This is a genomic window from Parasynechococcus marenigrum WH 8102, assembly GCF_000195975.1.
GTDB classification, from domain to species: Bacteria; Cyanobacteriota; Cyanobacteriia; order PCC-6307; family Cyanobiaceae; genus Parasynechococcus; species Parasynechococcus marisnigri.
In genome coordinates this window covers 1486479-1512828 of sequence record NC_005070.1, presented here as the reverse complement: position 1 = coordinate 1512828, position 26350 = coordinate 1486479, and the positions used below count along the sequence as shown (strand labels likewise).

Here is a 26350-nt window from a genome sequence, read left to right as displayed (position 1 = left end):
GCGCACATTCAGAACTGTGTTGATGGCCGCCAACGTAACCAGCCAGGTGAGGCAAAAATCCTTGTAATCCATATGGGCTATCTGGAATAAGCCACACAGATTGGCATCTCACCTTCGGGAGCCATGGTGCGTAAAGCGACCACGGAAGTGAGCAGCAAACTGCGCAACTCGGCCTTAACCCTTGTAATTCCCGTGTCGGTTGCCATAGCCCCGATGCCGGTTGCTGTGAATACTGTCCAGCTCGCGTGACAGCACCGCTTGGTAAATCAGGTTCATGCCAGCAACAGCAGCACCGTAAGCACCTGCTTTCTCGGCTTTCTGAACGATGGTCTGAGTTCTATGGCAGAACCATGCCAACAGCTCTTTGACTTCCGTCGAACTCAGTTCCCCTACCAGTCTGTTTCTCGCCCAAGTCAAGTCCCGTTGAGCAGTTCTTTCAGAAACCCCGTACTTTCCCGACACAAGCGCCGCAACCGTTCTGAAGCTGTTCCCATCAGCAAGCAACGCCAGTGCATGTTCCCTACGGGCTAAACGTTCTTTCGCGCTAGTCCTTGCCATGGTGATCAGCATTAAAGCTTTGTCAAGCCAACAGTGTTACGTCTTCAGCAGTTAGCTCAGGCTTTCCTTTCAGGATTGCCACAAGACCTCCCTCACTGCTGTTCCCCCAGTTCTTCTCTGCGCCATTTCCATCGAAGTAGAGGCGACCTTTTTTCTCAAAATATACAAAGTCGTAATCCTCCTTGGACAATTGCTTGAACTCCTTCTTGTTCCTAGTCGATGCAAAGCTGATAGCGGAGGCACCTGTCAATGCAGGGAACGCATTTGGACTAACGGCAATTGTGTCGCCTTGCGATGCATTAAATCCAATGATCTTGTCAGCAGACTTTTTAGTAAATGCTTCAAAGGAATCGAAAGTGAAGGCATCGGCAACTTTCGTTCCCTTTAATTTGCCCTTACCACGAACTGATTGAATGATGCCGTCATAAGGCTCTGACGTCGGTGTTGGATCCGGTGTTGGTGTTGGATCCGGTGTTGGTGTTGGATCCGGTGTTGGTGTTGGATCCGGTGTTGGTGTTGGATCCGGTGTTGGTGTTGGATCCGGTGTTGGTGTTGGATCCGGTGTTGGTGTTGGATCCGGTGTTGGTGTTGGATCCGGTGTTGGTGTTGGATCCGGTGTTGGTGTTGGATCCGGTGTTGGTGTTGGATCCGGTGTTGGTGTTGGATCCGGCGTTGGTGTTGGATCCGGTGTTGGTGTTGGAACCGGTGTTGGTGTTGGAACCGGTGTTGGTGTTGGAACCGGAACGGTATCGATGAAATTATCACCAATGAAAGTATCTGTAAAAACATCAGCAATATTCACAATATCGTCTAGATCACCACCAGTCGCAAATCGTGAGTTACCGCCATATTCCTGATCTCCCCATGTCACAACTGATCCATCCGATTTCAAGGCCGCGAATGCAAGCTGGTTGGCGTAGACCTTTTCGACGCCAGTCAGTAGCTGTGGCTGAACAGAGGAGCTATCCCCACCGGCCTCATTGTCACCCCAAGTTACAACCTTCCCATTACTCTTTCGCGCAGCGAACGCGGACTCAGAAGCGGTCAGTTCAACAACATCACTGATCAAATCACTAGCAACAGCAGAACTGTCTCCACCGTATTGACTGGAACCCCATGTCACGACAGAGCCATCGCTTTTGAGCGCAGCAAAAGCCTGATCAGATGCAACGACGTTAATCACACCCGCCCCCAAGGCATCACCCTGATCTACGTAATTGTCCCCCGAGATGCCCCAACTAACCACTTTTCCACTACCCGTAATTGCTGCAAATGCATTTCGATTCCCAACAATTGTCTGCACATCCATCAATTGCTCGTCAACCGAACTTGTATCACCTCCAGATGATGGACTCCCCCAAGCAATTACCGTGCCATCTTTCAAAAGTGCAGCAAATGTGAACTCATTACTGAAAATGTCTTTTACTTGTCCGGATGCCAATGCAAGAGCACTTACCCCCTCGGGAAGGCCGCCATGATTCCAATAGCCCCATGTCTGCACTGTATCGTCATTTAATAATGCCGCAAAAGCTCCAGATGTAGAACGTATCTCTCGAACATTTTGTGCAACTCCTATTCCAGATTTCCCCCTAAATCCACCAGAAAACTCGTCACCCCAGGCCACCACAGTGCCATCTTCTTTAAGTGCAGCAAATGCATGATCAGTAGAAAATATATCAACGACACCTTCATTGAGTACATCTGCTATGTCGCTTGTATCTCCACCGAATTTCGCAGTACCCCATGTTGTGACCTTGCCATTAATATCGAGAGCAGCAAAAGCCTCTGTAGTGGATGCAATTGATCGAATACCACTTTCCAACTGATCCTGAACTGCGCTGGCATCTCCTCCATTGCCACCCCACGCAACTACTTGCCCTTGATCAGTCAATGCTGCGAATGCTGATTCAGTCGAATAGATCTGGCGTACTCCACTAAGCGCTGCTGCATCAATCGACAAAAGGCCACCTGAAGTTGGGATTCCCCATGCACGGATTTCCCCTGTTTCAGTAAGTGCAGCAAAAGCAGCTGCATTACGCCATTCACGACTGGTGCGGTCTGGCGATGCAGCTATGAGGGCTTTGGCCATAGTGACTCTCCTTCTTAAATAATTGTAGAACAATTCATCGCAAAAAACTATTGCCTCTCCGAAAAACTTATTATGCATTTAACTTTGGAAAAAATAGATATCTCTATCAGGAATCGGAGATCAGTTGTCAATCATTGCATTCGTTGATCCACGAAAAACATCAGTATCGCAATAGTTTAACCAAGAGTCCTAGCTGTAAAATTATACAAATAAACAGGTCGAGAGCAGATCGCGCTCCTTGTATGCAGCTCGTAACGATTCAGGTGTGACAGCAACCAGTTCACTCAGTAGGAACAGTGCGATGAAGGTATCGCGGGTCATGGTTCAGCCGTAACTGTCCTGAGTGTTACCCGCTCTGCCGATGCAATAAGAAACCCCGCCATGGCTGACGGGAGAATGTGTTCAGTTTTGAAGTTTTATCAAGCAAGCAGTGTTAAGTCCTCAGCAGTTAGATCAGGCTTTCCTTTCAGGATTGCCACGAGACCTCCTTCACCACTGTTCCCCCAGTTCTTCGCAGAACCATTGCCATCGAAGTAGAGCCGACCTTTTTTCTCAAAATAGACAAAATCGTAATCTTCCTTGGACATTTGCTTGAATTCCTTCTTACTCCTAGTCGATGCAAACCTGATAGCGGAGACACCTACCAATGCAGGGAACGCATCGGGACTTACGGCAATTGTGTCGCCTTGCGATGCTTCAAATCCAATGATCTTGTCAGCAGCTTTCTTTGTGAATGGTTCAAAGCTATCGAAAGTGAAGGCATCTGCAACTTTCGTCCCCTTTAATTTACCCTTACCACGAACTGATTGAATGATGACGTCGTAAGGCTCAGGCTCAGGAGTTGATTCTGGTGTTGGCGTTGCAGAAGGTAATGGAGTTGGTTCCGGTGTTGGGGTTGCAGAAGGTGCTGGTGTTATATCTGTAGCTTTTAATGCATAGGTGCCAGTTTCCCCCCAACTTTTTGCACTAATAAAATAGTCATCACTCGACGTTGCTGTAAATTCAATGAGGGAATCATATCCAGACCCTCCATCGTCGTCATAAGTTAATTCCTGTAAATTAGACCCATGCAGACTCATTCGCGGATCATTCAACTGTATTCCCTCAAGATCAAATCGATAAACACTTCCTTTGGTTAATGAAACTTTAAACCAATCATCATCGTATATGGATTCTAAGTTGCCATTCACGACACCCCCTATAACAACAACCCCGCTTGTAGAAGAATTATTTGCGAAATCATCTATAAGTTCTTTGTCTATAGATGGATCAGGAGTTGCAGAAGGTAATGGAGTTGGTTCCGGTGTTGGGGTTGCAGAAGGTGCTGGTGTTATATCTGTAGCTTTTAATGCATAGGTGCCAGTTTCCCCCCAACTTTTTGCACTAATAAAATAGTTATCACTCGACGTTGCTGTAAATTCAATGAGTGAATCATATCCAGACCCTCCATCGTCGTCATAAGTTAATTCCTGTAAATTAGACCCATGCAGACTCATTCGCGGATCATTCAACTGTATTCCCTCAAGATCAAATCGATAAACACTTCCTTTGGTTAACGAAACTTTAAACCAATCATCATCGTATATGGATTCTAAGTTGCCATTCACGACACCCCCTATAACAACAACCCCGCTTGTAGAAGAATTATTTGCGAAATCATCTATAAGTTCTTGGTCTATAGACGGATCCGGAGTTGCAGAAGGTGCTGGAGTAGATTCTGGTGTTGGCGTTGCAGAAGGTACTGGAGTTGGTTCCGGTGCTGGCGTTGCAGAAGGTGCTGGTGTGATATCTGTAGCCTTTAATGTATAAGTGCCAGTTTCCCCCCAACTTTTTGCACTAATAAAATAGTTATCACTCGACGTTGCTGTGAATTCAATGAGTGAGTCATATCCAGACCCTCCATCGTCGTCATAAGTTAATTCCTTTAAATTAGACCCATACAGAGTCATTCGTGGATCATTCAACTGTATACCCTCAAGATCAAATCGATAAACACTTCCTTTGGTTAATGAAACTTTAAACCAATCATCATCGTATATGGATTCTAAATTGCCATACAAGACATCCCCTATAACAACAACCCCGCTTGTAGAAGAATTATTTGCGAAATCATCTATAAGTTCTTGGTCTATAGACGGATCAGGAGTTGCAGAAGGTGCTGGAGTTGATTCTGGTGTTGGCGTTGCAGAAGGTACTGGAGCTGATTCCGGTGTTGGCGTTGCAGAAGGTATTGGAGTTGATTCCGGTGTTGGCGTTGCAGAAGGTATTGGAGTTGATTCCGGTGTTGGCGTTGCAGAAGGTATTGGAGTTGATTCCGGTGTTGGCGTTGGGCCTAGTGAAGTAGTCGTGTCAGGTGAAGGCGTGGGGGTAGGAACAGGAATAGTATCGATAAAATCATCAATAGGTTTGCCTGAGATATTTAATTCGCTTAATGGTGTCGCAATAGATGGACTTCCGCCTCTGAAATTTGCTTCACTTGAATCTCCACCGCGATTGGGTGCACCCCATGACACGACACTACCATCATTTTTAATGGCAACAAATGCTTTTTCATTGCCATAAATATCTGTCACACCATCGCTTAATTCATCGGCAACACTACTGATATCTCCGCCCTGATTTCCTCCGCCCCAAGTTAGCACAGAACCATCATTCTTTAGTGCAGAAAATGCATAGCCGTTCGGTACGATTGTATGGACTCCACTAGAGAGCTCTGATTGCAAATCAGTGCTGTCACCGCCATAATAAATCGACCCCCAGCTCACAACAGAGCCGTCGTTTTTCAAAGCAGCAAATGCTTGTTCGGTGGCAAATAAGCTTGTCACACCTGATTGAAGTTGTTCTGAGACACCTGAGCTATCTCCGCCTGATACGTCGTCCCAGGTTATGACTGATCCATCGTCTTTAAGAGCGGCGAATGCATAACGAGTAGAGGATATGGATGAAACACCTGATGATAATAATTGAACAATACTTTCGCTCGGATTGCCACCATAAAGGTCTAGTCCCCAGCAAACGACTGATCCATCTTCCTTGAGTGCGGCGAATGCACTGTCTGTTGTATAGATGTGACTTACATTGTTTAAGGAATCGCTTACCTCAAGGCTTCTTCCTCCATAAGCGTCAAGACCCCAGGTAACAACGGAACCGTCTTGCTTTAAGGCAGAAAAAGCGTAGTCATTGGCAAAGATTTTGACAACGCCCCCCGTCAAGTCACTTGCAACAGCTGAGCTGTCCCCGCCGTAATCGCTATCGCCCCACGTAATCACAGAACCATCTCGCTTTAGAGCAGCAAAAGCAGATTGTGTACTGAAGATATCGGTGACTCCGCTTGAAATATGCTCGGTAACGCCGTTGCTGTTTCCCCCTCTGAAAGACGATCCCCATGTGACTACAGATCCATCATTTCTTATTGCCGCAAATGCTCCTAACGTCGAGGAAATGTCAATAACAGAAGGCTGATTATTATGCTCGCCGGCAAGTTGATCTGCAACGGCTGAACTGTTTCCGCCATCGGTAGATCTTCCCCATGCGACTACAGATCCATCATCCTTGATGGCAGCAAATGCTTGTCTAGTGGAGTGGATTCTTACTACACCAGAACTTATCTGATCGGCTACATTACTGCTATCACCTCCCTCAAATGTTGAACCCCAGGATGTAACGGACCCGTCCGCATTAATTGCAGCAAAAGCTGATCTGTTCGCCCATTCTTGGTGAGTTCGTCTAGGGGTTGCTCTGTCTATGAGTGTGGTTTCTGCCTCAAGGTCAGTCCGATTTTTTTGCTGAGGTTGCGTCGGGACTTGGACCAGTACCGATTCGAGGAGCTTGCCTTGCATCGCCATGCCACTAGCTTTAGTCAGTTTGCCACTTTCTCTGCGCATGGCTACATGCGCTTGCCATGAGGCTCTGTAGCGATTTATTGGGTCAGCTGCACTGCTGAGATGACGCGCATACTTCGTGACCAGTGGTTGTCGATGGCGATTGGAAAAGCATCAGTGGTGACTTTTGTGTGGCTTGAAGCCTTTGTCTGTTGAGGTGGCCGGTAATGCAATGCCCGACAAGCGAAAAGGATGTTTTATCCTGATGACACCCGGACATGTCCGGGTGTGAACTGTGTGGAAACTAAAACTGGGCGTTACAGATGAGTAGCTGTTGCTATCAATAGTGTCTATATCAAGTGACTTTTGTATTGCGTCCTCCAGCAAGAAGCTCCCGATCGTTGGGTTAAGGAGATGTCTTACAAAACAGAGTTCAGAGCTTACATCTGTGCCCGCGCCAAGCCCAAGGCAAAGATGTGTACGTACATGGTGGTGAATGACACCACTAACGAAGTGACCTCGATCGTTCGCCATGGAAAAGGCTTAGTCGGGTAGTCGTTGTCCGGCACTTTTGACGGGACAAATCCCTGAGATCGTCTGCAGCGCAATGGGTTTATACTAATTCAAGTATTTGTATGTCATGTGATACAAAGAGCCACTATTTTATTGGTCGCACTTTCGTCATTACCCGCGTCGAGCTCAACAATTCTTTCTATTGGAGATGGCGACACAATTCGGATCCGAGATGGTTCAACAAACTCACAGTGCGTTTGGCTTGCAGTGCTGCAAACAGTTCAGCCTTTAGGAACAGGGCGATGCGGTTGTCTTGAGGCGTTGGTCAGACGTGATTGCCTGAAGTGTTCCCCGCTCTGCCCTTGCATAAAAGCCCCGCCATTGCTGACGGGGCTGGTGAAAAGACAAATTATTGATAGAGATCAGATTTCCATAATCTCAACGCCATATCCACTAAAGGAGTCAAGGTCATTGCCAAAGATATCTTCCACTACCTTGCTTTCTCAAGCCAGCAATTTGATGTCAAATGAAGTTAGCTCAGGTTTTCCTTTCAGGATTGCCACAAGACCTCCTTCATCACTGTTTCCCCAGTTCTTCTCTGCGCCATTTCCATCGAAGTAGAGCCGACCTTTTTTCTCAAAATAGACAAAATCGTAATCCTCCTTGGATAATTGCTTTAATTCCTTTTTGCTCTTGGTCGATGCAAACCTGATAGCGGAGACACCTTCCAATGCAGGAAACGCATCGGGACTTACGGCAATTGTGTCTTGCGATGCTTTAAATCCAATGATCTTGTCAGCAGACTTTTTAGTAAATGCCTCAAAGGAATTAAAATAGAAGGCATCTGCACCTTTCTTACCCTTTAATTTACCCTTACCACGAACTGATTGAATGATGACGTCGTGAGTTTGCGAGAGCCATAAGTCGGGTGGTAGAGATGAGAAGTCACCATCAATTGGTGGTGATAATGGCGATGGTGGTAGTTCTAGAGATGGCGTTGGCGGTGGTTCTGGCGTGGGTGTAAGAACAGTTGCAGGCGTTGGTTCTGGAGTAGGGGTTGGAACCGGTTCAGGAGTTGGGTTAGTTACCGTTTCAGGTAATGGGTCTTGGTTGGCATCAGATAAATGGCTTGCATTATGATCAAGCTTCATGAATCCGAAATTGTTTGGCTCTTTGGTTGATATTGAAGCTGTATCGGAGTCATTGAAAAGTATGAAGCCTCCGTCAATAGTGGTATCCAAAAATTCTGCCGCATTGTGCCCTTGATTGCTTTCTCCATAAACTGCCTCCCATATAGTCTGTCCATTTGGATTGATTTTAACCAAGTAAGACTTCCATTCTCCCGAGGGCCCTGATGGGTGACCGCCTTCTTCGTACATAGCAGATTCATCACCTGTTCCGCCAGCCATTACATATGATCCATCAGAATCAACAACAATTCCGTAGAACTCATCATGGATATACAGTGAGTCGTACCCTCTTGGCTGCCCTACTGTTTTTCGCCAAACAAGATTTCCACTTGTATCGACCTTGGTCATCAAGCCATCCCAATTCACTGCTGAGATAGAATTCGTATGACCAGCCAAGACATAACCTTCTTCCGTAATATATTCGAAATCGAATGCTTGGTTGTTACCACCGCCATAGCTCTCAAACCATTGCACTTCTCCACTATTTCCTATCTTTAAAATTGCCGCGTTGTTTTCTTCTTCATTCCAGACAGTTGATAAGATGGCGTAGCCATTATTATCGGTGCTCAATATTTTTGTTCCTTGAGGTATTTGTTCATAATCCTCTTGCCAGACAACCACTCCATCTCTGTCCAAGACTGCTGCGAATCCAGTTCCTTCCGATATAAATACAAATCCCTCTTCGTCTCCTTCATGGAAGCCGGTTACAGCTACTTCCCCGTTTTGAGTGATATCAATGCCTCTCAGCATCCCAACTCCGGGCGTATCAAATAATTTTTCCCATAATATTTCACCACCTTTTGCCATCTTTATAATCACTGGTTTTTGAATGCCACCTAGGCTTTTCCCTCCGACTGCATAGAATGAATCGCTGGATTCGGCAATCGCAATGCCTACATCCCATTCCCCAATCGCTCCAATCTTTTTACTCCAGATTTCTTCACCATTAGAATCAGTCTTGATGACAAGTATGTCCAAAGTCTCCGATTCTGGGGAGTCTTGCGTATGTCCAATTCCAATAAATCCGGTGTCTAATGTTTCTATTCCCTCATGTACATGCTCCTCACCATCAGTCCCGTGACCCTTGTGAAAGCCAACAATTGGTGGAGTTGCCATTTGTGGCATATATACCTAACTAAATTCTAGTTCAGGAACAACTCAATCAATATAAGTTAAGTTTATACTTTATGCGCAACCAGAATATTGCTAGCCTTGTCTGGGCAAATGATATGCCCTACAGCTGTGCTCAGCGGCTTGGAGTCAATGAGATACGGAGGCCCTTCAGTAGATAACTTCGTTTCATCTTTTCCAAGCAGAGACACTGAAGGCCTGATTCAGCAACTGACATGACGGTTTTTACGAATGCCCTGCACCAGTGAAGGCTTCGATCACTTCTGCTTCCGTAGCAGGATCGAGATTCATGTCGGCGATGGTGCGAGCGACAAGCTCACGAGTATTGCGAAACCACTCCTTTCGTATTGCTGACCGGGGCCAGCCATCGAGGCCATCAAGGATGAAGCCATCAGGACAAATGCCATCGAGAATGTTGGTCAACAGTCCGTCGCAACTTCAATTCTGGAAAGTCAGTGAACGGGTTGGGAGCGTAATTGCCCCCAGCCCGTTGTCAGGACATCTTCGCGAAAAGCTTTTTGTGGTAATCGACCACATCCTGACACCCGATTACAGGAGTGAAGTCCATCTCAATACCGAACTGCGCACGCCATGGCGCGAAGGCTTCAAAGATCTGAGCATCACTCTCCGCCTTAAAAAGAATGGTTACTCGGCCTGCACCTGGAGCGTGCACACGGAACAACATTTGAAAACCATCAAAGTTGTCGAGCTTGGCCATTTCGCCTGAATCCCAAAGCTCACAGAAGCTTTTGTAAGCAGCCAGTTGACCTTCAATATCAGGGAAAATGCAATCAGCGAGATACATCTGCATGGGAAGTACGAAGAAGGAGTCAGCCATTTGGTAGCCATCCCAGGGCTTTGCCACTGTTCAGGTGATCAGATCGTGACAATGGAATGTCAGCGCCGGAACGGCTTATGCGTGTGGCTCCCACGGAAGTGAGCTTCAAATTGCCTGTGCAGCTGCGGCTACACCAACATCATGTGCCGACTACTGATGTGGGCTTACTCACATTGATGGAACAAACAGACCTGCTGAGCCATGACAGGGGGGTTAAGCATTAAACCCATGGCTCGCTTACTTCAATTTGTCCAGAAGTCGAAGAAAGCTGATTTGGCAGCTTCAACTGCTGTCGTCTTTGCTTGCATCACAGCTCTCGCCCTATGGGGTGTTGCGAATGCTTATCCAGCACTTTGAATGACAAGCTGATCGAGGCTCACCTAAGGGTCTGAACGAAGGCCAGGACCATCGCTGCAATGACGACAGTCCCGCCCATGAAAGCAACGTTGACGTGTAAAGCTTTCATGTGGGTACAGCGAGTGCAGAGAGTTTGAGTCTTTTCCTCTGCTCGTAGGCAAAGCCTTAAGAGGCTTAATGCCTAGTTCTGGTCCCTTTCTATAGAAAAAGACGTGAGGCAAGTTCTTGGACCTGTGATGGTGCACTGTGGAGGCGTCCTTCGGTCCGAGGACCCAGCGAGAAATCTCAACGATGAAATTTCGGAGCTACAAGCCCGAGTCGCCTTCCCACGCCACTGGAGCAGCGGAGAGCATGAGCAGCACATCGAGAAGCTCCGCCAACTCAACTTCCAGAAACGACTCATAATCGAGTACGGGCAGAAGTAGTCAGTGCCGGTAGTAGTGCCCTTTGCGGCGATGACCGCGGCATCCCGTCTGATCAGCACCTGAGGCCATCATTCGATTCATCAGCTGAACCGCGCCGATCGCACAGGCGAAGTTGCCGCTTGCTTCCGCCTTACGCGCAGTGCGCTCCAGGCGGGCGACGCTTTGCATCAGCAGGTCACGCTGATCGATCTCCTCAGCTCCGAAGGCAATCTCCATCCACTCTTTGTGGGCATCAGCTACGACACGACGGGCTTGTCGACGTGAACACCCCCATGTTTCGGCCACAAGGGTCGCAAGCTCGGAGAAGCCGACGCCTTTGTCGATCTGACGTATCGCCCATGCATGGCGTTGTTTCTTCTCGCTAGCGGTTACGCGCTTGCGGGTCATGGCTTGCTACTTGGAAGGTTGGAACCGGCGCTTTTGAGGGGGACAAGTCGCTGAGAACGACTGCAATGCAGTGGATCTGAGCCTATCGGTTGTAGTGGCCGGTTTTTACTCCATTCAGGCTCGTGACAAGAGCTACAAGTGCTGACGGTTTGTCTTAGACCAAGGACAAAGATAAGGATGAAAAGATGCTCAACGAACTGCTTCTCACCACCACCCTGTGCGTGGCCATCGTTGGCGCTATGGCTCTCTTCTATGGAGAGCTTCAGCTTCTGCTACAAGATCACTAGTTGGTCAGCTTCCAATCATTCACAACAGCCCTGCACCAGTGAAGGCTTCGATCGCTTCTGCTGGGCCGCTGCAAGGCCGTGTTGGGCCCGTCCGTTTGATGGTTAAATCGCTGAGATTGACTGCGCTGCACTGGATTTAGCGTCCGTCCGCTTGCCTGCCGGCGCATCTTTATGGCTGTTTTTCTCTCCATGCAGAAATGTGACAACCAACACAAGTGTCTGCTCCAAAGGCGTAGACCAAAGCCATGGGGAAGACCGCGTAGCAAGGAGGTCACAGGATGACAAAAAAAGAAAGACAAGCCTTCCAAGAGGAAAACCGAATCGGTTACTTGATGATTGCTCTGGCGTTCATTGCAGGCATTCACATGTTCAATGGCTGGAACCAAATCAATCCTCAAGTAGCAACGCCAGGTGATGCAGTGGCGACTGTCCCTGCAAGGCCAACTGATGACCTAATGCAGTAAGGGGCATGACAGCCCTCACAGCAGACCTGCACCTGTGAAGGCTTCAATTACTTCTGTTTCCGCAGCGGGATCGAGTTTCATGTCAGCGATGGTGTCTTGAATGATGCGCCTGGTGATGGCGAACCATTCCTTGCGTGTTGCCGAGCGTGGCAAATCGTCTATTTCAAGAACTGGTGCTTGTGAGACGTGATCAAGAATGTTCGGCATCGGTATCTGGTGCGTCTGGAAACGGATGGTTGAGCAGGGTTATGAGGTCTCCAGCAGGTGCTTAAGACGTTGTCTGAGATCCCAAAAATGTATAAGATTGATCAAATGCACAAAAATTTGAATTTATCAATATTTTTATTAATTTAGCTGAGACAAATCTTCTAATATACTTTGAGAATTATTATTTTTTAGAGCCACCTCGCTAATGTCAACTTCTCTACCTCTATTGTATGTAGAGAACTCCTCCATAATTTTCTCCCTTGTCGACTCTATCCCCTCCAAGCGACCCTTCTTGATCAAATTTATTCCTAAAAGAGTTGTGCTTTGAATGAATTTGGAACATTTAGAATTCACATCGCAATTACAATTGAATGTATACGCGATATCCGCGATTGAGCCGTATGACAAATCTGATTTTTCAGGCTTACAGATAGGTGAGATAAATACCAATTCAGGTGTTTTATTTGAGTGATAAAAGTCAATTGCAAATGAATTGTATCCAACCCGATCAAACCTTGTCTGCACAACATTCAGTGGGTCTCTTGCATTGTTATTGACGAGACTCATCTGACGCAGTAATTGCCTATCTCTGTATTCGATTACTTCATCAAAATTGTTACCTCGCTCAGATGCTATTGCTTTGATGCAATAAGACCAGGAGTCTGGTGCTTCATTTGAGATCGCGTAATGGCTTTGAATTACAGCCCCTTTTGCGTAGAAGATCTCCTCAGGCACAACTTGCTTGCTACTGACTCTAAAATCTACTATTGAGCGATGCCGCGAAATAGTAGATATTCTAATATTTGTAGCGCTTCTTACCTTTTAATGAAAACTTTCTATATTTACGAGCCCTCCAGCATATGTTTGAGACGTTGCCTGAGATCCACAGCTGAATCTCTCTGATCGAGCAGGCCGCCGGACTGCCGTTCAATCTCGCGGCTGAGGTTGGAGATTTGGCGTTCCACCTCTGCAACATGGGCGGTGAGCTGGTCTCTGTAGAAGGGTTGAGCGACAGCCTTCGGCAACCAGTTGACCCAGGTCTCTTCAACGAAGCTCGGTTGGGTACCGCTGAAGCTTGGATCAGCCTCCAGCGAATGATCGCGATGGGTTAGCTGCCGATCGAGAAGTCATCTGCTGTCCTCTGGTTGGCAATGGAGCCAACCCAGAACAAGGTGAGGTCGAGCGAGCATAAGAAGTACCTCCCAGTCATTGGGTTGATGCTCAAGCTAGACCGTTGTCCCAGAGTTTGAACTATCAAGACATGTATTAGTACTCACCTGGCATGCCGTATTTAGCTCTGCAGTTATTGACATCGACTCTGTACTGAGTCCACTTTGTATTCCTTTCAGAAGCGACCAGCACGCATCTTTCATATGTTTTTGGTTCTTGCGTTTGTTGGTCATCTTCTTCAGCAGCCTTAGCTACTGGGCATGCAACAGTAATTATCGCGCCAACAATAGTCAGGAAGGATTTAATCATCTGCACCTCATCCCAATGACTTACTACATAATTTTAAACCGATTGTTACCTGCGGTGCGTTTGGTGCGTAAAGCGACCACGGAAGTGCGCAGCAAACTGCGCATCCAGTTGCGGTTGCACAACCATTGCTCGCAATGCGTTCAACGCACCAACAGCTGAGGCGTACTGGCCATCGCGTTCAGCCTTGGCCGCCAGGCGTTGATACTGCGTTGCCAGCCAACCCATCATCTGCTGAAGCTCAACCGAATCCAAGGCGTTTGCTAGTTCACTATGCACGCTTTCTATGTCACGCAGACTCGTTCGCCGACTGCAACCCCACTTAACAGTCAGCTGTGAAGCAGCATCAGTTGGCGGAACACCACAGCTGATCAGCTGTAGAGCCTCGTAACGTCGTTGCTGGCGTTGCGCTCGTGTGGTGATTGCCATAGGCACTTATCGGAGAAGATCAACTAGGGAGATGCCTTAGATAAACTCTAGATTGCTAGACGTTAGATCAGGTGCGCCTTTAAGGATGGCAATGATGCCGCCTTCCCCAAAGCCTTTGTCTGCCCCATTTTCGTTGAAGTAAAGCCCACCCTTCTTCTGGTCGTAGAGGAAGTCGAAGTCTTGCTTGGCAAGAACTTTCTTGACTTCCTTCTTGTTTTTGCCAGTTTCGAACGTTGCTGATCTGTTAATGCCGAAGCTATTGATATCAATATCTATTGCATCTGTTAATGCATTGAAATTGATAACCTTGTCTGCCAACCCTCGCGTAAAAACATCTGGCAATCGGAGTTCAAGAGATTTCTTGCGCGCCGTTAAGATGCCTTCATCTTGTTTCCTTAGTCTCGAAAGAAACTGCCACGCAAGTTGATTTAGATCTTTGCCTTCGATATCAAGATCAAACCACTCATGGCCACCCCTGTCTACTAAGTATTGTTCAACGGTAGTCAATCCATCATCTCGAGAGTAGGAGGTGCGTTCAATGCGATCACCATTGGCTTGTGCGAATTGCTCGGCTATACTTTGCGTTGAACTATTTTCCCTAGCCCAATGGCTTGATATGTCAGCAACAGACGCCAAGTATCCATTAATGCCATTGACTGGGCGTACCCAATCTTCTTCGCCATTAAAACTTATAAGACCAACAGGTGAACCGCCAGAAGTAGTTGAAAGATATTCGTCATTCATCAACCCTGATACGGGAGCAATTCCTGCTATTAGGTCGGGCATATGATGTGCCAGCCCGTATGCCATCCCTGCTCCGTTGGAATAGCCAGTTGCATACACACGTGATTTGTCGATTGAATAATTCTTTGAGATTCTCTTTAGCAATCGTCTTACAAATCCCAAGTCGTCACTTATGCTTTTGCTGTCACTTGACACAGGATCGGGATTCCAATGACTTCCGCCTTTCTGCAGTTCAAGCCCTTGAGGATAGATTAAAATAATGCCATGCTTTTCTGCTAGGTCTCTCCAGTCCGATAAAGCAAGTTGCCCAGAGGCAGTGCCCCCGAATCCATGAAAATTAAGAATGACAGGAGCTTCAATTGTGTGCGAGTAGCCTGATGGAATGTATGTTAAATACTCTCTTTTATTACCATCGTGAGCGAAATAATTCAAAGACACTTCATCGAGAGAAGCGGGAATCTTTTCTGAAGTGAAGTTTTCTGGCTTCATTTCGCTTACAGCAGACCATGCGCTTTGAGCATTGATACTACAGCTTCGAGCAGTTCGTCATCCCATTGTGGCGACGTCTTGCTGATACAGCTGCTTGCCTTAGCGGCCCTTGCCATGTTGATCAGCGGCGATTTATTGGGTCAGCTGCATTGCTGAGATGACACGGATATTTCGGGACCAGTGGTTGCTGCTCCAAATTGGTAACAACAGCGCCAGTCGTTAGTGAGTAGCTAGGAGAGCCTCTCTTGTAAATTTCCCATGGATACCTCCCAGATGCTGATAGCATTTCTTGCTTTCGGTGCCTCTGCAAGTTCAATCGTCGCTTGGCGTTTTGCCGCGTCCAGGTTGTGGAGCGACGATCAATGATTCCTGTATCCACAATCGTGCTGACGAAACTACTCAAGCCTCTGAGTGCCCTTGCTGTTTGGCGTGACGGTTTATTCAGATCACGTAAAAGATTGGAGGAGGATCGCAGTTGATTTTGGTGCGGCTTGAAGCATTTGTCTGGTCAGGTGGCTGATGTTACCCGGCGCTTGTAGGGGTGCAAATCGCTGAGGTTGACTGCGCTGCGATCGATTTGAGCCTATCGGTCTTGCTGGCCGGTTTTCACTCCATTCAGACTTGTAATAATAGCTACAAGTGCTGACTATTTGTCTTAGACCAAGGACAGCGACAAGGAGGAAAAGATGCTCAACGAACTGCTTCTCACTACCACCCTGTGCGTGGCCATCGTTGGCACTATGGCTCTCTTCTATGGAGAGCTTGAGCTGCTGCTGCACGACCATTAGTTAGTCAGCTCCTGATCATTCACAACAGCCCTGCACCAGTGAAGGCTTCGATCACGTCTGCTTCAGCAGCAGGATCGAGGTTCATGTCAGCGATGGTGTCTTGAATGATGCCCCTTGTGATGGCGAACCATTCCTTGCGTTATGCTGAGCGTGGCCAAGCGTCTACTTCAACGACTGGTGCTAGTGAGACGTGATCAAGGATGTTCGGCATCGGGTACGTCCTGGAACGAATAGCGCACTCGATCCACGCTTTTGAGAATCCTTTGTCATTATAAATCCAGTCACCTCAGACTCATGAGAAAACCCTCTCTCAGTGATGATGGCAATCTTCAGATTTTTCTCAATCATCAAAAAAAGAAAGCCAAATATTTAAAATATGATCTATCTTCCTTTTCGAGAGCTGCGAATAAAATAGAGCTTATCTCTAGACGCTTTGACACTGATACATCCATACATTTTGCTAAAAACAGGAAAGAAGCTGTTAAGGTCCACTCGAAACATGACGTTGATTTGATTTTTGATCAAAAGAAGGGTTTTCTCTTCTGGAATTCCAATGGAGCTGGTAAAGGGTATGGAAAGAAAGGTGGGGTGATAGCGCGTCTGGTGAATGTCTCCAAAGTTGAATCAAATGACTTCTTATTATTAAAATCCGTGATCAACAAGGGCGGGGACTTACCTTCAGATCTTATTATAAACCCAGAAGCCAACCAAAACAACTTAAAAAACAACTCTACGTCAGAGGAGGTCTCCACGGAGAGTGAATCTGTCGAGGTTTCAGAATCTTCTGCGCTAACGAACACCTCAAGTATCAGCTATGTTGATTATAATTATGGTTACAGGGGAAGCCGATACTCTAGATTGCTAGAGGCAACTAGTAGTTCTTACGATATTGTCAATCTTGGCGATGTGTAATCAAGCACTTTCTACTCAATCCAAAATATAGGCATTTTGTTACAAGCTATACGATGATCAAGTATTGTAATTTTTTCGAGGCGATTGCAATTGGTCTGTTGATAATAAATTTTTAGGCCCATGAGACGTCTGCTTCGATTACTTGGCTTTTTGAAAAACGAGCAGGGTGAGGTTTTGGCCAATCGCTCCTGGTTTTCATGTAGTCTCCATCCAGGCTTTATAAGTTGTAAATGGTTGCTTAAGACTGAAGCCTTGACACTTGTGAAGCAAGAGGCAGATTCTCAACTTATACTTAGGATCAGGGACATCCCAAGTAGTTCAGATAGCGATGTCATTACAACCGTCATAGCAACAGAGATTAATATGTACAAAAATGAAGCCATGATTAGTCTGCCCACCAACAGCGGCATGCTCTTAGCAGAGCTTGGGTTCAAAGACCGTGATGGCATATTCATTGTTTTGGAATATAAAGCAATTGATTTGGGTCCCAGAATCTTGATGGAGCCAGTCCAACCTGATTGGTTTTCCGTTGAGGATCGCGATACATCTATTCACCAGAAAATGTATGAACTTTCAACCAAGTATTCGCTTATAGGAGGCTCCGAAAAGATTGGATCCTGACAGATGGTGGTACTAGATATGATTTTTTTTTGGTTGAGCCTTGCAGTCAGGCACAGGCAAGCCTAGGTTCCATTGCCCCTCGGCCACGGTTTCAGTGTTGTCTGAAGCTTGATATGTTAGTTCTCTTGATAGAACCACAGTTATGGGCCAGTTGCCAGACATCAGTATTTACCCGGCTACACGATGTTCCATCCGTGTGAAGTCCCATCCGATTGGCGATTGATTCTTCCTCAGTTTTTGGTGCTCTTCGAATAGATCTTCAATTTCCTTGCAGGCAGCGCAGTATGCCGACCATCCGGTCATCCTGCGTGGATTTGCACGACCACGCTTGTCAACCGCTTGATCAACAGTGACTCCTTCCGTTTCTGCTTGTTCAAAAGCGCTTAGAAGTGGGATTTGTGAGTCTAAAACTTTGATGTCGAATGCCTGAAGTAATTCCATGGCTTGTTCAGCTGCAGCTTCTTTGCGTGCATCCACTTTTACAAGTAGTGCAGCAAAGGGAACCCTATATTTTCTCAACATCTGTGACATCTCAACTGTCAATTCGATTGATCTGCTTTGCGTAGTGGTGGGAAGCAGAATAAAATCGGCTCCCTCGACCAAATTTTTAATTTCATCTTCGTTGCTGCTTGCCTGTCCGTCGGTTATGACAATTTCGGCTAATCGAGTGGCTTTAGCTGCCGCTTCAATTGGCACGACCGGAAAGGGCAAGAGTTCTCTGGCGCCATATGCAGTTGCTGATCGGTTGCAGTCGGAGTCAACCAGGACTACCCGTTTTTGCTGATAGCTCCAGCATGCTGCAATGTGAATACTGCTACAAGTTTTGGCGACACCACCTTTTTGGCCAAAAACGGTGATGAACATGGCGTACAGGGTGACGAACTCCTATAAATATCTCTCTATTTCCCTGAAAAGCAATGTGTGGCTTGTTAGTTCCCCCCATGACGACCTTGATGATCCAGACCCATTCCACTGCATTGGCTCTGGCTTCCTTCTCTCCCTCCCATGCGATGACGAATACTTGGGTTGTGTCGCATAAGTGAGCTGCTCTCGCGGACCTTTGTAGCTCTCTCGTTACTGTCGCGAAGGCGCTCTGGCGCATCGCTGACGACTGCGCTGCCATGGCTCTGTTCTCTTTCTCCTGGTCGAACGGTGACGGATACCAGGATCAATACCCCAAAAGTGAGCTAGCTCTGCGGAATCTTGTGTAATAAGCGATGTAAGTGTCAGGTTTGGCCTGATTTTTGCCATGTCTACCGGTTGACTGTATCTACGTGTTGGTAGGAGATGCTTAGTGCCATCGATCTTGGCGATTCGGGCTTCAAGCTGACGAGTCTGAGATTAAAATTGCAGATTGGGTACGACCCTTGATCTGCTCATCGATTGATTGAAATTCAGCTGATATGGGTTGCTAGACGTAGGCTTTGGGGATTTGCTAGTGGGTCGTACGACGGCACATGTGGTGCATTGTCATCAATTTCAAAGACTGCACGCTGACGTTCAATACTGGCTTCCATACCCAGACGATTGATGATCAGGTCAGCCTGAATAGGAAGCTGAAGTTTGGGCACTAAAACGCGTATTTGGAATACATACAGCTTAGCTATTTGAGTATTATGAAGACAGCCGGTTTTACGGTGGACTGGTGGCTTATGTGGCGCGTTCTAGGGCTTTTTGGCCCTAGATTTTCTGGTTTGCATTATGAATAAAAGCCCTGCTCCTTAGTTCCTGCAGGGGATCTGCCTGGCATGGCAAATCTGCTCCCCATTCTGCGCACACATTTGCATTAATTAAGTGTCAGTCCAGTGCTACCAGTGTGTTTGAGGCCCTTGAACTCCTCTATGGCATGCAGGGGGTCACGAGTTCGAGTCTCCGTGGCTCCACTAGGTTTTCAGCCACTGGGACTCCCCGAATAGAGAAATAGCTAGAGCAAAGATTCTCTGCTGAATCGGGTTTGCTTTTAACCCACCCGTACGGCCTCCAGCACCAAATCCCGCTGTAGGTGGATCAGCCATCGGTCCGTCGCGATGGTGGCCTCCCTCAGGTCGTCCTCCTCAATCAGGGCCACCCATCTGGCCAGGCCGAGGTGATTACCCCAGGGGATCGGCATCCCAGAGCAGCTGCAGCGACCAGTCTGATCATGGCCAAATCGCCAGGGAGGATGGAACTCCAGCCGCCTAGGACTGCCGTTGTCTTCCACTTCAGCCCTGCCGCCCCTGCGCTTGGCCGTCGTCGGGCATGTTGAGTGGGTTGAATTTCTGGCGGTGGATCAGTTGCCCATTCCCGGGGGCATTGGACACGCCCTGCGGACCCTGCAGGAACCAGCCGGTGGTGGTGCCGTTGCTGCTGTGCAGATGGCACGGTTGCAGCGGCAACCCGTCCAGTTCTTTACGGCCTTAGGCCGCGATTCGGTCGGGGAAGCCTGCGTCAAGCGGCTCGAAGATCTGGGCCTTGAGGTTCATGTCGCCTGGAGGGAAGCGCCAACTCGGCGGGGCGTGAGCTTGGTCGATGGTGAGGGGGATCGGGCGATCACCGTGATAGGCGAGCGGCTGACCCCATCACTGGACGACAACCTTCCCTGGGAGACCCTCGGCGAGTTCGACGGCCTCTTTGTCACGGCAGCGGATGAACCTCTGTTTAAAGCCTGCCGCTCTGCTGCAGTCCTGGCGGCGACTCCGCGGGTTCGTTTGCCTGTGCTTCAGGAAGCCAGAGTTTCCCTCGACGCCCTTATTGGTAGTGGCCTTGATCCAGGTGAGCGGGTAGAGCCAGAGCAGTTAAACCCTGCTCCACACACACTGATTCGCACGGAAGGTGCCGCTGGAGGACTCAGTCTTCCGGGCGGTCGTTATGACCCAGCACCCCTACCCGGGCGATTGGTCGAAAGCTATGGATGTGGTGACTGCTTTGCCGCGGGAGTGGTCACAGGTCTTGCTGCGCGATGGTCCTTGGCGAACGCCATCGACTTAGGTGCCCAATGTGGTGCCGCCTGTGCGACGCGATTTGGACCCTACGAATAGACAACTTGGATGTCTGGCCCCGTCAGCAATGGCGGGTTTTTTATTGCTGCTGCGCTTAGCCAGCCTGCCTCTGCGCTGCTCATCGATTCCTGTGACTGGTGCTCTGGGAGATGGTGGTAACGGCTGGATGCTGTCATTTCCCCTTGTTAGATAGATGGGTGGATTGAAGATGTTACTTTATTGTTTAATTTCGTTGTCTGCGACTATGTGATTGTTAGCATGACATTGTTATGTTTTTGTGGTGATGCGCTCTTATCAAAACTCTGAGAACGTTTCGAAACTAGTTATTGCTGTGTCGTCAATATTCTTTGGGGGGATCGCGGTTCTGTCCAGCTTGTTTGTCGTCCCTGCGGGTGAGGTGGGCGTTGTGACGACGCTTGGCAAGGTTTCGGATGAGCCAAGGCAGCCAGGGCTGAACCTCAAGATTCCATTCCTGCAGAGCACGCATTCCTTCAGCGTGAGAACGCAGGTCATTCCAGAAAAATTCTCGACGCTGACGAAGGATCTCCAGGTGATCGAGGCAACGGCAACAGTTAAATATGCCGTCAAGCCATCTGAGGCTCCCAGGATATACAGCACAATCGCTACTGACGACTCTGCGATCTACGCAAGGGTGATCCAGCCATCGCTGCTGAAATCACTGAAGTCAGTCTTCTCAAAGTATGAGCTCGATACGATCGCGACAGATTGGAACAACATCTCTTCGCTCGTGCAGGAAAGCGTCTCGCAGGAGCTCAGTAAATTTGATTACGTCGTTGTAAGAGGTCTTGATATCACTGGGCTGCAGATCGCAGAAGAGTACAGGGCTGCCATTGAACAGAAGCAAATTGCGCAACAGCAGCTCTTGCGAGCAAAAACAGAAGTTCAGATTGCCGAACAAGAAGCCATTAAATTTGAAACATTGAGTCGATCCCTCAATAACAGCGTTCTGTACAAGCTGTTTCTTGATAAATGGGATGGGCAAACACAAGTTGTTCCATCCTTCGCTGGCGCATCGACTCCTCCAGTTATCGTGGGAAGGAATTGATTCGAATGCGGGAGCAGGCTAATCATTGCCCTGATCAATCAGATCCTTGATCTCGACCGTATCGAGCTTCAGCAACGCAAATGTTGTTCCCGCGTTGCCTCGATAGATGCGTAGTTGTTGATTCAATACTGTGATGTCAAGCCAGGCAGGAAAGCTTTGTTGAACGTTACGCAACAACTTGATTGGACCAAGACCAGGCAGCGTTGGTCCAAGCCAGCCTCCCTTGCAGAATTTCACCTCAACCCGCTTTGAGTTAATCACGTTCAGAGTTGCTTGGACGCTGATGGCTCCAAGTGTTCCGAGCGGTCCACGCAAGCGCAGCAGGTTGCAACCTTTGTTCTGCTTGAGGTCCAGTGCCTGAAGATTCTCCAGCCAAGGTGCTTGACGAAGCCAGGGCTGGCTTGAACTGCTCCAACGCAAATCCCACACACCGTCTAGAAGGGGTGCATCACGATTCAAGTCAGCGGGTTGTGCCTCTTCAAGCGACGCAATGCGCCCAGCGATGCTTTTGTCATTGGGGTTTCTCTGCAATAGTGAAACCAACGCGTCCTGTTCGTTTGTCATTGAGGTGTTGGATGCGAGCCTCGACTTGGATGGTGCTCCCGCTCTTGATCAGTCCTACGACAGCTTTTGCTGGTGAGCCAATCCGATTGCTCGTCATCCCCTATCAGGCAGGTTGGGGAAGCCAAAGAATTCCGATCAATCAATTTTCCAGGCCTGCGATGCCTCCACCCCCACCACCTCTTTCTCCTCAACAGTCGGAACGTGTGCAACCCACCGGCGTTGAAATCGAAGATAATGATAACGCCATCGATGATGATTGGTTGATGGATGGTTGATTGATCCTTTGGCGCTTCAATAGGCTCTCATCTGATGGCTGTGTCGTGTCAATCAGTTTTTCTCGGCGGGATGCGGGTGATCCGGAAGGCTCACGCTGTGCAGGTCGTCACAAGAGCGCTTCCACTGCACTAGGTGCAGACGATCAATCTTGTTGCTGTCTAGGCAATCCCAGATATCGGCACCAGATAAGGTTGCCATTGACCAATGATCGCCTTCGCTTTTCATTTTTTTTCTGTTCTTATCTTTCCAGTCTGTCCATGTGATCTTGGGATAATCATCAATGTGTTTGCTCAGGATGACAATCGAGAACTCCATGGTGTGCCGTTTCGCGTTGGTATGACTTTATATCGAGCGGCCACGCATTCGTGAATCGTCTCACTTGCTGGTGCGTGGATATCCCTGACTCTGCCCTGCGGACGACATTCTCATGGTCTGTTGCTGGCTGAGGGCCACGGAATCGCTCCACTCAAGCCCGATCACGGAGGCGGAAAAATGAACAACATCATCAGAACTGATGTTGCCCTGCAGCGGCTTTTTGGCTTCCGAAAAATCGTTCGCTCTAACTGAATCGCTTTTTCGAACAGTGTGTTGAACGAAAAGGCAATCACTCTCAATGCAGAGAGAGGTGGCTGTGAATGGTCTGAGGCTGCTTAGACCTTCCCTTCCTTGATTTTTTCCAGATCCCTGCGGATCAGGGTCAGCAGATAGGACGGTGCCTTGTAGCGCGTCGGTAAGCAACGATTGAGGGTTTCCAGGTGTCCCCAGCAGACGGTGCGTTCGATGTCCTTAGCTGTCTTGCCTTGTTGCAGCAGTCGTCTCAGGGCTTTGCAATAGAGCGGGTATCCCGCTTCCAGTTCACCGATGGTGAGCTTGGCCTGGGTCATCGGATCATCCCCCTGATGTCCAACAACCTATGTCGGCAGGGGTCAGCCCCCCTCAGCTGTTGGTTCCCAGTCCTGCCAGGTGGAGCACCAGCTGGGATCCGTTGGACTCCGCCAGGGCTTCGATGGCTTCGATCGGGCTTTGCAACCAACGTGCCACCTGGAGCATGTTGCTGATCTTGAGAGTCTCCTCACCACCTTGCTCAGCTCCTGTCAGCCGGCTGAGGGTGGTCTGTTCAATGCCTTGGGATTCCAGCCACTGCCTGAGCGGGGCGCTGAGCTGTCGGTTGCAGGCTTCAAGCCACAGATCCCAGTCTTTATCAACCTCTCCGATGGGGATCTGGAGACTGATCTGAAGACTTTCACTCGGATCCAGCAGGGTGACGCTGGCCCTCAATGGGGTCAGGCCGGAGTAAAGCAGCGTCCAGCCGCTGTTGAGTAAAGGTTGTGCGGCTTGCTCCCTGAGGGCCAGCCGTTCCATGGTCAGCACCGACTGTTCGTCGGTTTCGATTGGTGCTGGCGAGACGCTGACCAAAGCTCTCTTTACATCTCAGAGAGCCATAACGCCTGGCGTCTCACCGCTGCAGTTGATCAGATCACCCGGTCTGCAAATCATCACCGAGCCAGGCCACGCAGTCGATCTCGACCCGTGCACCCTTCGGCAGCGCTGCCACCTGCACGCAGGCTCTGGCTGGGCTTGTGCCCGCTCCAAACATCTCTGCGTAGATGTCGTTGACGGTTTGGAAATCCCCAAGATCAGCCAGAAAAATCGTTGTCCGCACCACTTGGGCTGCGGTCGCTCCAGCGGCTTCGAGGACGGCACTGAGGTTCTTCAGCACCTGACGCGTCTCAAGCGCCACATCTCCATCGCCCACCATGGCCCCCGTCTCCGGATCCAGCGGGATCTGGCCCGAGCAGTACAGCCAGCCACCGGCCAGCACCGCCTGGTTGTAAGGCCCCACCGGAGCGGGTGCTGCTGGGGTCGTAACGGCTTGAGCGGTCATGGCCGGATCGCAGAATGGAATCGATCATCGCGTTTCGCTGTTGTCGCAGACCCAGGCCACCGTTGCCGTGCGTGACCTCTGGCATCGCTACGACGGCCCTGCTGGACCCTGGACGCTGCGTGGCATCGACCTGGAGCTTGCAGCCGGTGAGCTGGTGGGACTGCTGGGGCCCTCCGGCTGCGGGAAAACCACCCTGTTGCGATTGATCGCAGGCTTTGAGCGGCCATCGCAGGGGTCGGTGCACCTGCAGCAGCGCCCTGTGGCGGGGAACGGCCATTGGCTGCCGCCTGAGCGGCGCGGGATTGGCATGGTTTTTCAGGACTACGCCCTGTTCCCCCATCTCACGGCCTGGCAGAACGCTTGCTTCGGTCTTCGTCCTGGTCAGGACGACAGCCGAGCGGCCTGGTTGCTGGAGTTGCTGGGGCTGAAGGGGCTGGAGCTGCGTTATCCCCATCAGCTCTCAGGCGGCCAGAAGCAACGCCTTGCCCTGGCCCGTGCTCTGGCACCAGCCCCCAAGCTTGTGCTGCTCGATGAGCCCTTCTCCAATCTGGATGTTGAGGTGAGGCTGCGGTTGCGCAGTGAACTCAGTTCTGTTCTGCAGGTTTGTGGAGCCACGGGGCTGATCGTGACCCACGACCCCAGCGAGGCGCTGGCCATTTGTGATCGTGTGGCGGTGATGCGGGACGGGGAGTTGCATCAGTGCGCCACCCCAAGAGCCCTCGTTGATGCCCCCGCATCACCGTTTGTCGGTCGCTTTGTCCTTCAAGGCAATCTTGTGCCCCTCGATGGTCCGATGCACTGCCTGATCGGTGCATTGGAGGGCGACAGTCCCCTGCCAGGTTCTGAACCTGGGCCCGATGAGCAACTGCTGCTGGTGGATCCAGCCTTGATCAGGCTTCAGCCCGATCCACAGGGTGAGGCCACGGTCATGGGACGGGAGTTCCTCGGACAGGCCTGGCAGTACCGCGTGCAGCAGGGGCCCTGCGACCTCCGCGTCAACGCTGCGCTGGCGTTGGACGTAACGCGCGGTACCCGCTGTCGACTGGCGTTTCAGCCTGGAGCCGAAGTGATTCTCTTTCCGCAGCGGATCAGGCTGCGCGCCAATGATCCTTATGCCGCCTCAGGCGTCCCAGCTCTTCGGCCGATGCCGCCCGCATGAACAGATTGCTGCGGCGTTCCTCTCCGATGCTGCTGGGCAGGCTCAGCTCACCGCGGCGACGCAGATCCACCACGGCGTCATAGCGCTGGCGAATGGCTGCATCCTGCGGTTGCTGTTGGATGGCCCAGAGCAGGTTCCCCTCGGTGTATTCGTGGGCGCAACAGACCTTGGTGGATTCAGGTAACTCCGATAGCCGCCTCAGGGCACGGTGCATGTCGGCTGGGGTCCCTTCGAACAGGCGTCCGCACCCCCCGGAAAACAGCGTGTCGCCGCAGAACACCACCGGGCCAAGATCCGGATCCTCCTGCTCGGGGATCACAAAGGCGATGTGGGCGGAGGTGTGGGCGGCCACGTCCAAAACCTGCAGCGATCGGCCGAGCACGGTCACCTGATCGCCGTCGCTGACGGAGATGGTCTGAAAGGGAATGCGCGATCGATCCGCTCCAGCCGCTACCACGGCCGCATCGGGCCATCGCTCCAGCAGGCCAGGGGTTCCACCGATGTGATCGGCGTGGTGATGCGTCTGCAGCACCGCACTCAGCTGCAGCTGCCGTTGTTGCAGCCAGTCGATGACTGGTTCGGCCACGGCAGGGTCCACCACAGCGGCCTCATCGCCCCGCACCCAGATCCACAGGACGTTGTCCTGCAGCACCGGCAGGGCATGGAGGGAGGATTGCATCGTTAAAGTCCTGCCTG

At 49.7% G+C, this 26350-nt stretch carries 28 protein-coding genes; 7 read left to right on the top strand and 21 right to left on the bottom strand.

Annotation, left to right across the window (positions count from 1 at the left end; translation table 11 throughout):
* Positions 1 to 174: 174 nt before the first annotated feature.
* From TX72_RS07890 to TX72_RS13625, 7 genes are all read right to left on the bottom strand, one after another.
* Positions 175 to 570: a hypothetical protein gene (locus TX72_RS07890; RefSeq protein WP_011128430.1), complete on the bottom strand. Its 396-nt coding sequence runs from the start codon at positions 568 to 570 to the stop codon at positions 175 to 177.
* Positions 571 to 580: 10 nt separating this feature from the next.
* Positions 581 to 2647 (bottom strand): RCC1 domain-containing protein, encoded by a 2067-nt coding sequence (locus TX72_RS14580; protein WP_197525353.1) that lies wholly within the window; start codon positions 2645 to 2647, stop codon positions 581 to 583.
* Between the two features lie 419 nt (positions 2648 to 3066).
* Positions 3067 to 6531 (bottom strand): pre-peptidase C-terminal domain-containing protein, encoded by a 3465-nt coding sequence (locus tag TX72_RS13240; RefSeq protein ID WP_011128428.1) that lies wholly within the window; start codon positions 6529 to 6531, stop codon positions 3067 to 3069.
* A 953-nt stretch (positions 6532 to 7484) separates the two neighbouring features.
* Positions 7485 to 9287, bottom strand: a complete 1803-nt coding sequence (locus tag TX72_RS14575; protein WP_148228799.1) for a hypothetical protein — start codon at positions 9285 to 9287, stop codon at positions 7485 to 7487.
* 240 nt (positions 9288 to 9527) lie between these two features.
* Positions 9528 to 9725 (bottom strand): hypothetical protein, encoded by a 198-nt coding sequence (locus TX72_RS07860; protein ID WP_042503659.1) that lies wholly within the window; start codon positions 9723 to 9725, stop codon positions 9528 to 9530.
* 70 nt (positions 9726 to 9795) lie between these two features.
* Complete coding sequence (locus TX72_RS07855) at positions 9796 to 10113, bottom strand: DUF3303 domain-containing protein (RefSeq protein ID WP_042504363.1); 318 nt, start codon at positions 10111 to 10113, stop codon at positions 9796 to 9798.
* An 809-nt stretch (positions 10114 to 10922) separates the two neighbouring features.
* Complete coding sequence (locus TX72_RS13625) at positions 10923 to 11309, bottom strand: hypothetical protein (RefSeq protein ID WP_011128425.1); 387 nt, start codon at positions 11307 to 11309, stop codon at positions 10923 to 10925.
* 565 nt (positions 11310 to 11874) lie between these two features.
* Between TX72_RS13625 and TX72_RS07840 the strand changes: the two genes are divergently transcribed.
* Entirely contained in the window at positions 11875 to 12060 is a 186-nt protein-coding gene (locus TX72_RS07840; RefSeq protein WP_042503652.1) for a hypothetical protein, read from the top strand.
* A gap of 15 nt (positions 12061 to 12075) precedes the next feature.
* Here TX72_RS07840 and TX72_RS07835 read toward each other — a convergent pair whose 3' ends face one another.
* The 6 genes from TX72_RS07835 to TX72_RS13230 form a co-directional block, all read right to left on the bottom strand.
* Entirely contained in the window at positions 12076 to 12267 is a 192-nt protein-coding gene (locus tag TX72_RS07835) for a hypothetical protein (protein WP_042503650.1), read from the bottom strand.
* A 138-nt stretch (positions 12268 to 12405) separates the two neighbouring features.
* The gene (locus TX72_RS13950; protein ID WP_011128423.1) at positions 12406 to 13002 is read right to left on the bottom strand and encodes a hypothetical protein; all 597 of its coding nucleotides are present in this window, start codon (positions 13000 to 13002) and stop codon (positions 12406 to 12408) included.
* Between the two features lie 107 nt (positions 13003 to 13109).
* Entirely contained in the window at positions 13110 to 13292 is a 183-nt protein-coding gene (locus tag TX72_RS13620; protein WP_049692260.1) for a hypothetical protein, read from the bottom strand.
* Positions 13293 to 13533: 241 nt separating this feature from the next.
* A complete protein-coding gene (locus TX72_RS14210) occupies positions 13534 to 13746 on the bottom strand; it encodes a hypothetical protein (RefSeq protein WP_158305743.1) in 213 nt (70 codons plus the stop codon).
* Positions 13747 to 13791: 45 nt separating this feature from the next.
* Positions 13792 to 13998: a hypothetical protein gene (locus TX72_RS14735; protein ID WP_042503647.1), complete on the bottom strand. Its 207-nt coding sequence runs from the start codon at positions 13996 to 13998 to the stop codon at positions 13792 to 13794.
* Between the two features lie 210 nt (positions 13999 to 14208).
* Entirely contained in the window at positions 14209 to 15405 is a 1197-nt protein-coding gene (locus TX72_RS13230) for an extracellular catalytic domain type 1 short-chain-length polyhydroxyalkanoate depolymerase (protein WP_011128421.1), read from the bottom strand.
* 1082 nt (positions 15406 to 16487) lie between these two features.
* On the opposite strand from TX72_RS13230, the gene TX72_RS07815 reads away from it, so the two are divergent.
* The gene (locus TX72_RS07815) at positions 16488 to 17105 is read left to right on the top strand and encodes a hypothetical protein (RefSeq protein ID WP_011128420.1); all 618 of its coding nucleotides are present in this window, start codon (positions 16488 to 16490) and stop codon (positions 17103 to 17105) included.
* 120 nt (positions 17106 to 17225) lie between these two features.
* Positions 17226 to 17726: a hypothetical protein gene (locus tag TX72_RS07810; RefSeq protein ID WP_011128419.1), complete on the top strand. Its 501-nt coding sequence runs from the start codon at positions 17226 to 17228 to the stop codon at positions 17724 to 17726.
* 168 nt (positions 17727 to 17894) lie between these two features.
* Here TX72_RS07810 and TX72_RS07805 read toward each other — a convergent pair whose 3' ends face one another.
* Together TX72_RS07805 and TX72_RS14205 are read right to left on the bottom strand one after the other, a co-directional pair.
* Positions 17895 to 18590, bottom strand: a complete 696-nt coding sequence (locus tag TX72_RS07805) for a nucleotide-binding protein (protein WP_042503640.1) — start codon at positions 18588 to 18590, stop codon at positions 17895 to 17897.
* A gap of 1096 nt (positions 18591 to 19686) precedes the next feature.
* Positions 19687 to 19836: a hypothetical protein gene (locus tag TX72_RS14205; protein ID WP_158305742.1), complete on the bottom strand. Its 150-nt coding sequence runs from the start codon at positions 19834 to 19836 to the stop codon at positions 19687 to 19689.
* Between the two features lie 73 nt (positions 19837 to 19909).
* Here TX72_RS14205 and TX72_RS07800 point away from each other — a divergent pair, with 73 nt between their 5' ends.
* Entirely contained in the window at positions 19910 to 20743 is an 834-nt protein-coding gene (locus TX72_RS07800; RefSeq protein WP_011128415.1) for a PfkB family carbohydrate kinase, read from the top strand.
* 244 nt (positions 20744 to 20987) lie between these two features.
* On the top strand, positions 20988 to 21770 hold the full coding sequence (locus TX72_RS07795; protein ID WP_011128414.1) for a prohibitin family protein: 783 nt from the start codon (positions 20988 to 20990) through the stop codon (positions 21768 to 21770).
* 18 nt (positions 21771 to 21788) lie between these two features.
* On the opposite strand, the gene TX72_RS07790 is transcribed toward TX72_RS07795, so the two are convergent.
* Positions 21789 to 22334 carry a PAP/fibrillin family protein gene (locus TX72_RS07790; RefSeq protein ID WP_011128413.1) on the bottom strand — a complete coding sequence of 182 codons (546 nt, stop codon included), beginning with the start codon at positions 22332 to 22334 and terminating at the stop codon, positions 21789 to 21791.
* 29 nt (positions 22335 to 22363) lie between these two features.
* Here TX72_RS07790 and TX72_RS13945 point away from each other — a divergent pair, with 29 nt between their 5' ends.
* Positions 22364 to 22609, top strand: coding sequence for a hypothetical protein (locus tag TX72_RS13945; protein ID WP_148228797.1), 246 nt, complete (start codon positions 22364 to 22366; stop codon positions 22607 to 22609).
* 52 nt (positions 22610 to 22661) lie between these two features.
* Here TX72_RS13945 and TX72_RS07785 read toward each other — a convergent pair whose 3' ends face one another.
* The 4 genes from TX72_RS07785 to TX72_RS07770 form a co-directional block, all read right to left on the bottom strand.
* Positions 22662 to 22925: a hypothetical protein gene (locus tag TX72_RS07785; protein ID WP_011128412.1), complete on the bottom strand. Its 264-nt coding sequence runs from the start codon at positions 22923 to 22925 to the stop codon at positions 22662 to 22664.
* A gap of 335 nt (positions 22926 to 23260) precedes the next feature.
* Positions 23261 to 23494, bottom strand: a complete 234-nt coding sequence (locus TX72_RS07780; RefSeq protein ID WP_011128411.1) for a DUF3136 domain-containing protein — start codon at positions 23492 to 23494, stop codon at positions 23261 to 23263.
* 52 nt (positions 23495 to 23546) lie between these two features.
* A complete protein-coding gene (locus TX72_RS07775) occupies positions 23547 to 24026 on the bottom strand; it encodes a hypothetical protein (RefSeq protein WP_011128410.1) in 480 nt (159 codons plus the stop codon).
* A gap of 61 nt (positions 24027 to 24087) precedes the next feature.
* Complete coding sequence (locus tag TX72_RS07770) at positions 24088 to 24495, bottom strand: RidA family protein (protein ID WP_011128409.1); 408 nt, start codon at positions 24493 to 24495, stop codon at positions 24088 to 24090.
* Between TX72_RS07770 and TX72_RS07765 the strand changes: the two genes are divergently transcribed.
* Positions 24494 to 25654, top strand: a complete 1161-nt coding sequence (locus TX72_RS07765) for an ABC transporter ATP-binding protein (RefSeq protein ID WP_011128408.1) — start codon at positions 24494 to 24496, stop codon at positions 25652 to 25654. The genes TX72_RS07770 and TX72_RS07765 overlap by 2 nt on opposite strands.
* Here TX72_RS07765 and gloB read toward each other — a convergent pair.
* Positions 25584 to 26333, bottom strand: a complete 750-nt coding sequence (gene gloB, locus TX72_RS07760) for a hydroxyacylglutathione hydrolase (RefSeq protein ID WP_011128407.1) — start codon at positions 26331 to 26333, stop codon at positions 25584 to 25586. The genes TX72_RS07765 and gloB overlap by 71 nt on opposite strands.
* Positions 26334 to 26350: the final 17 nt, after the last annotated feature.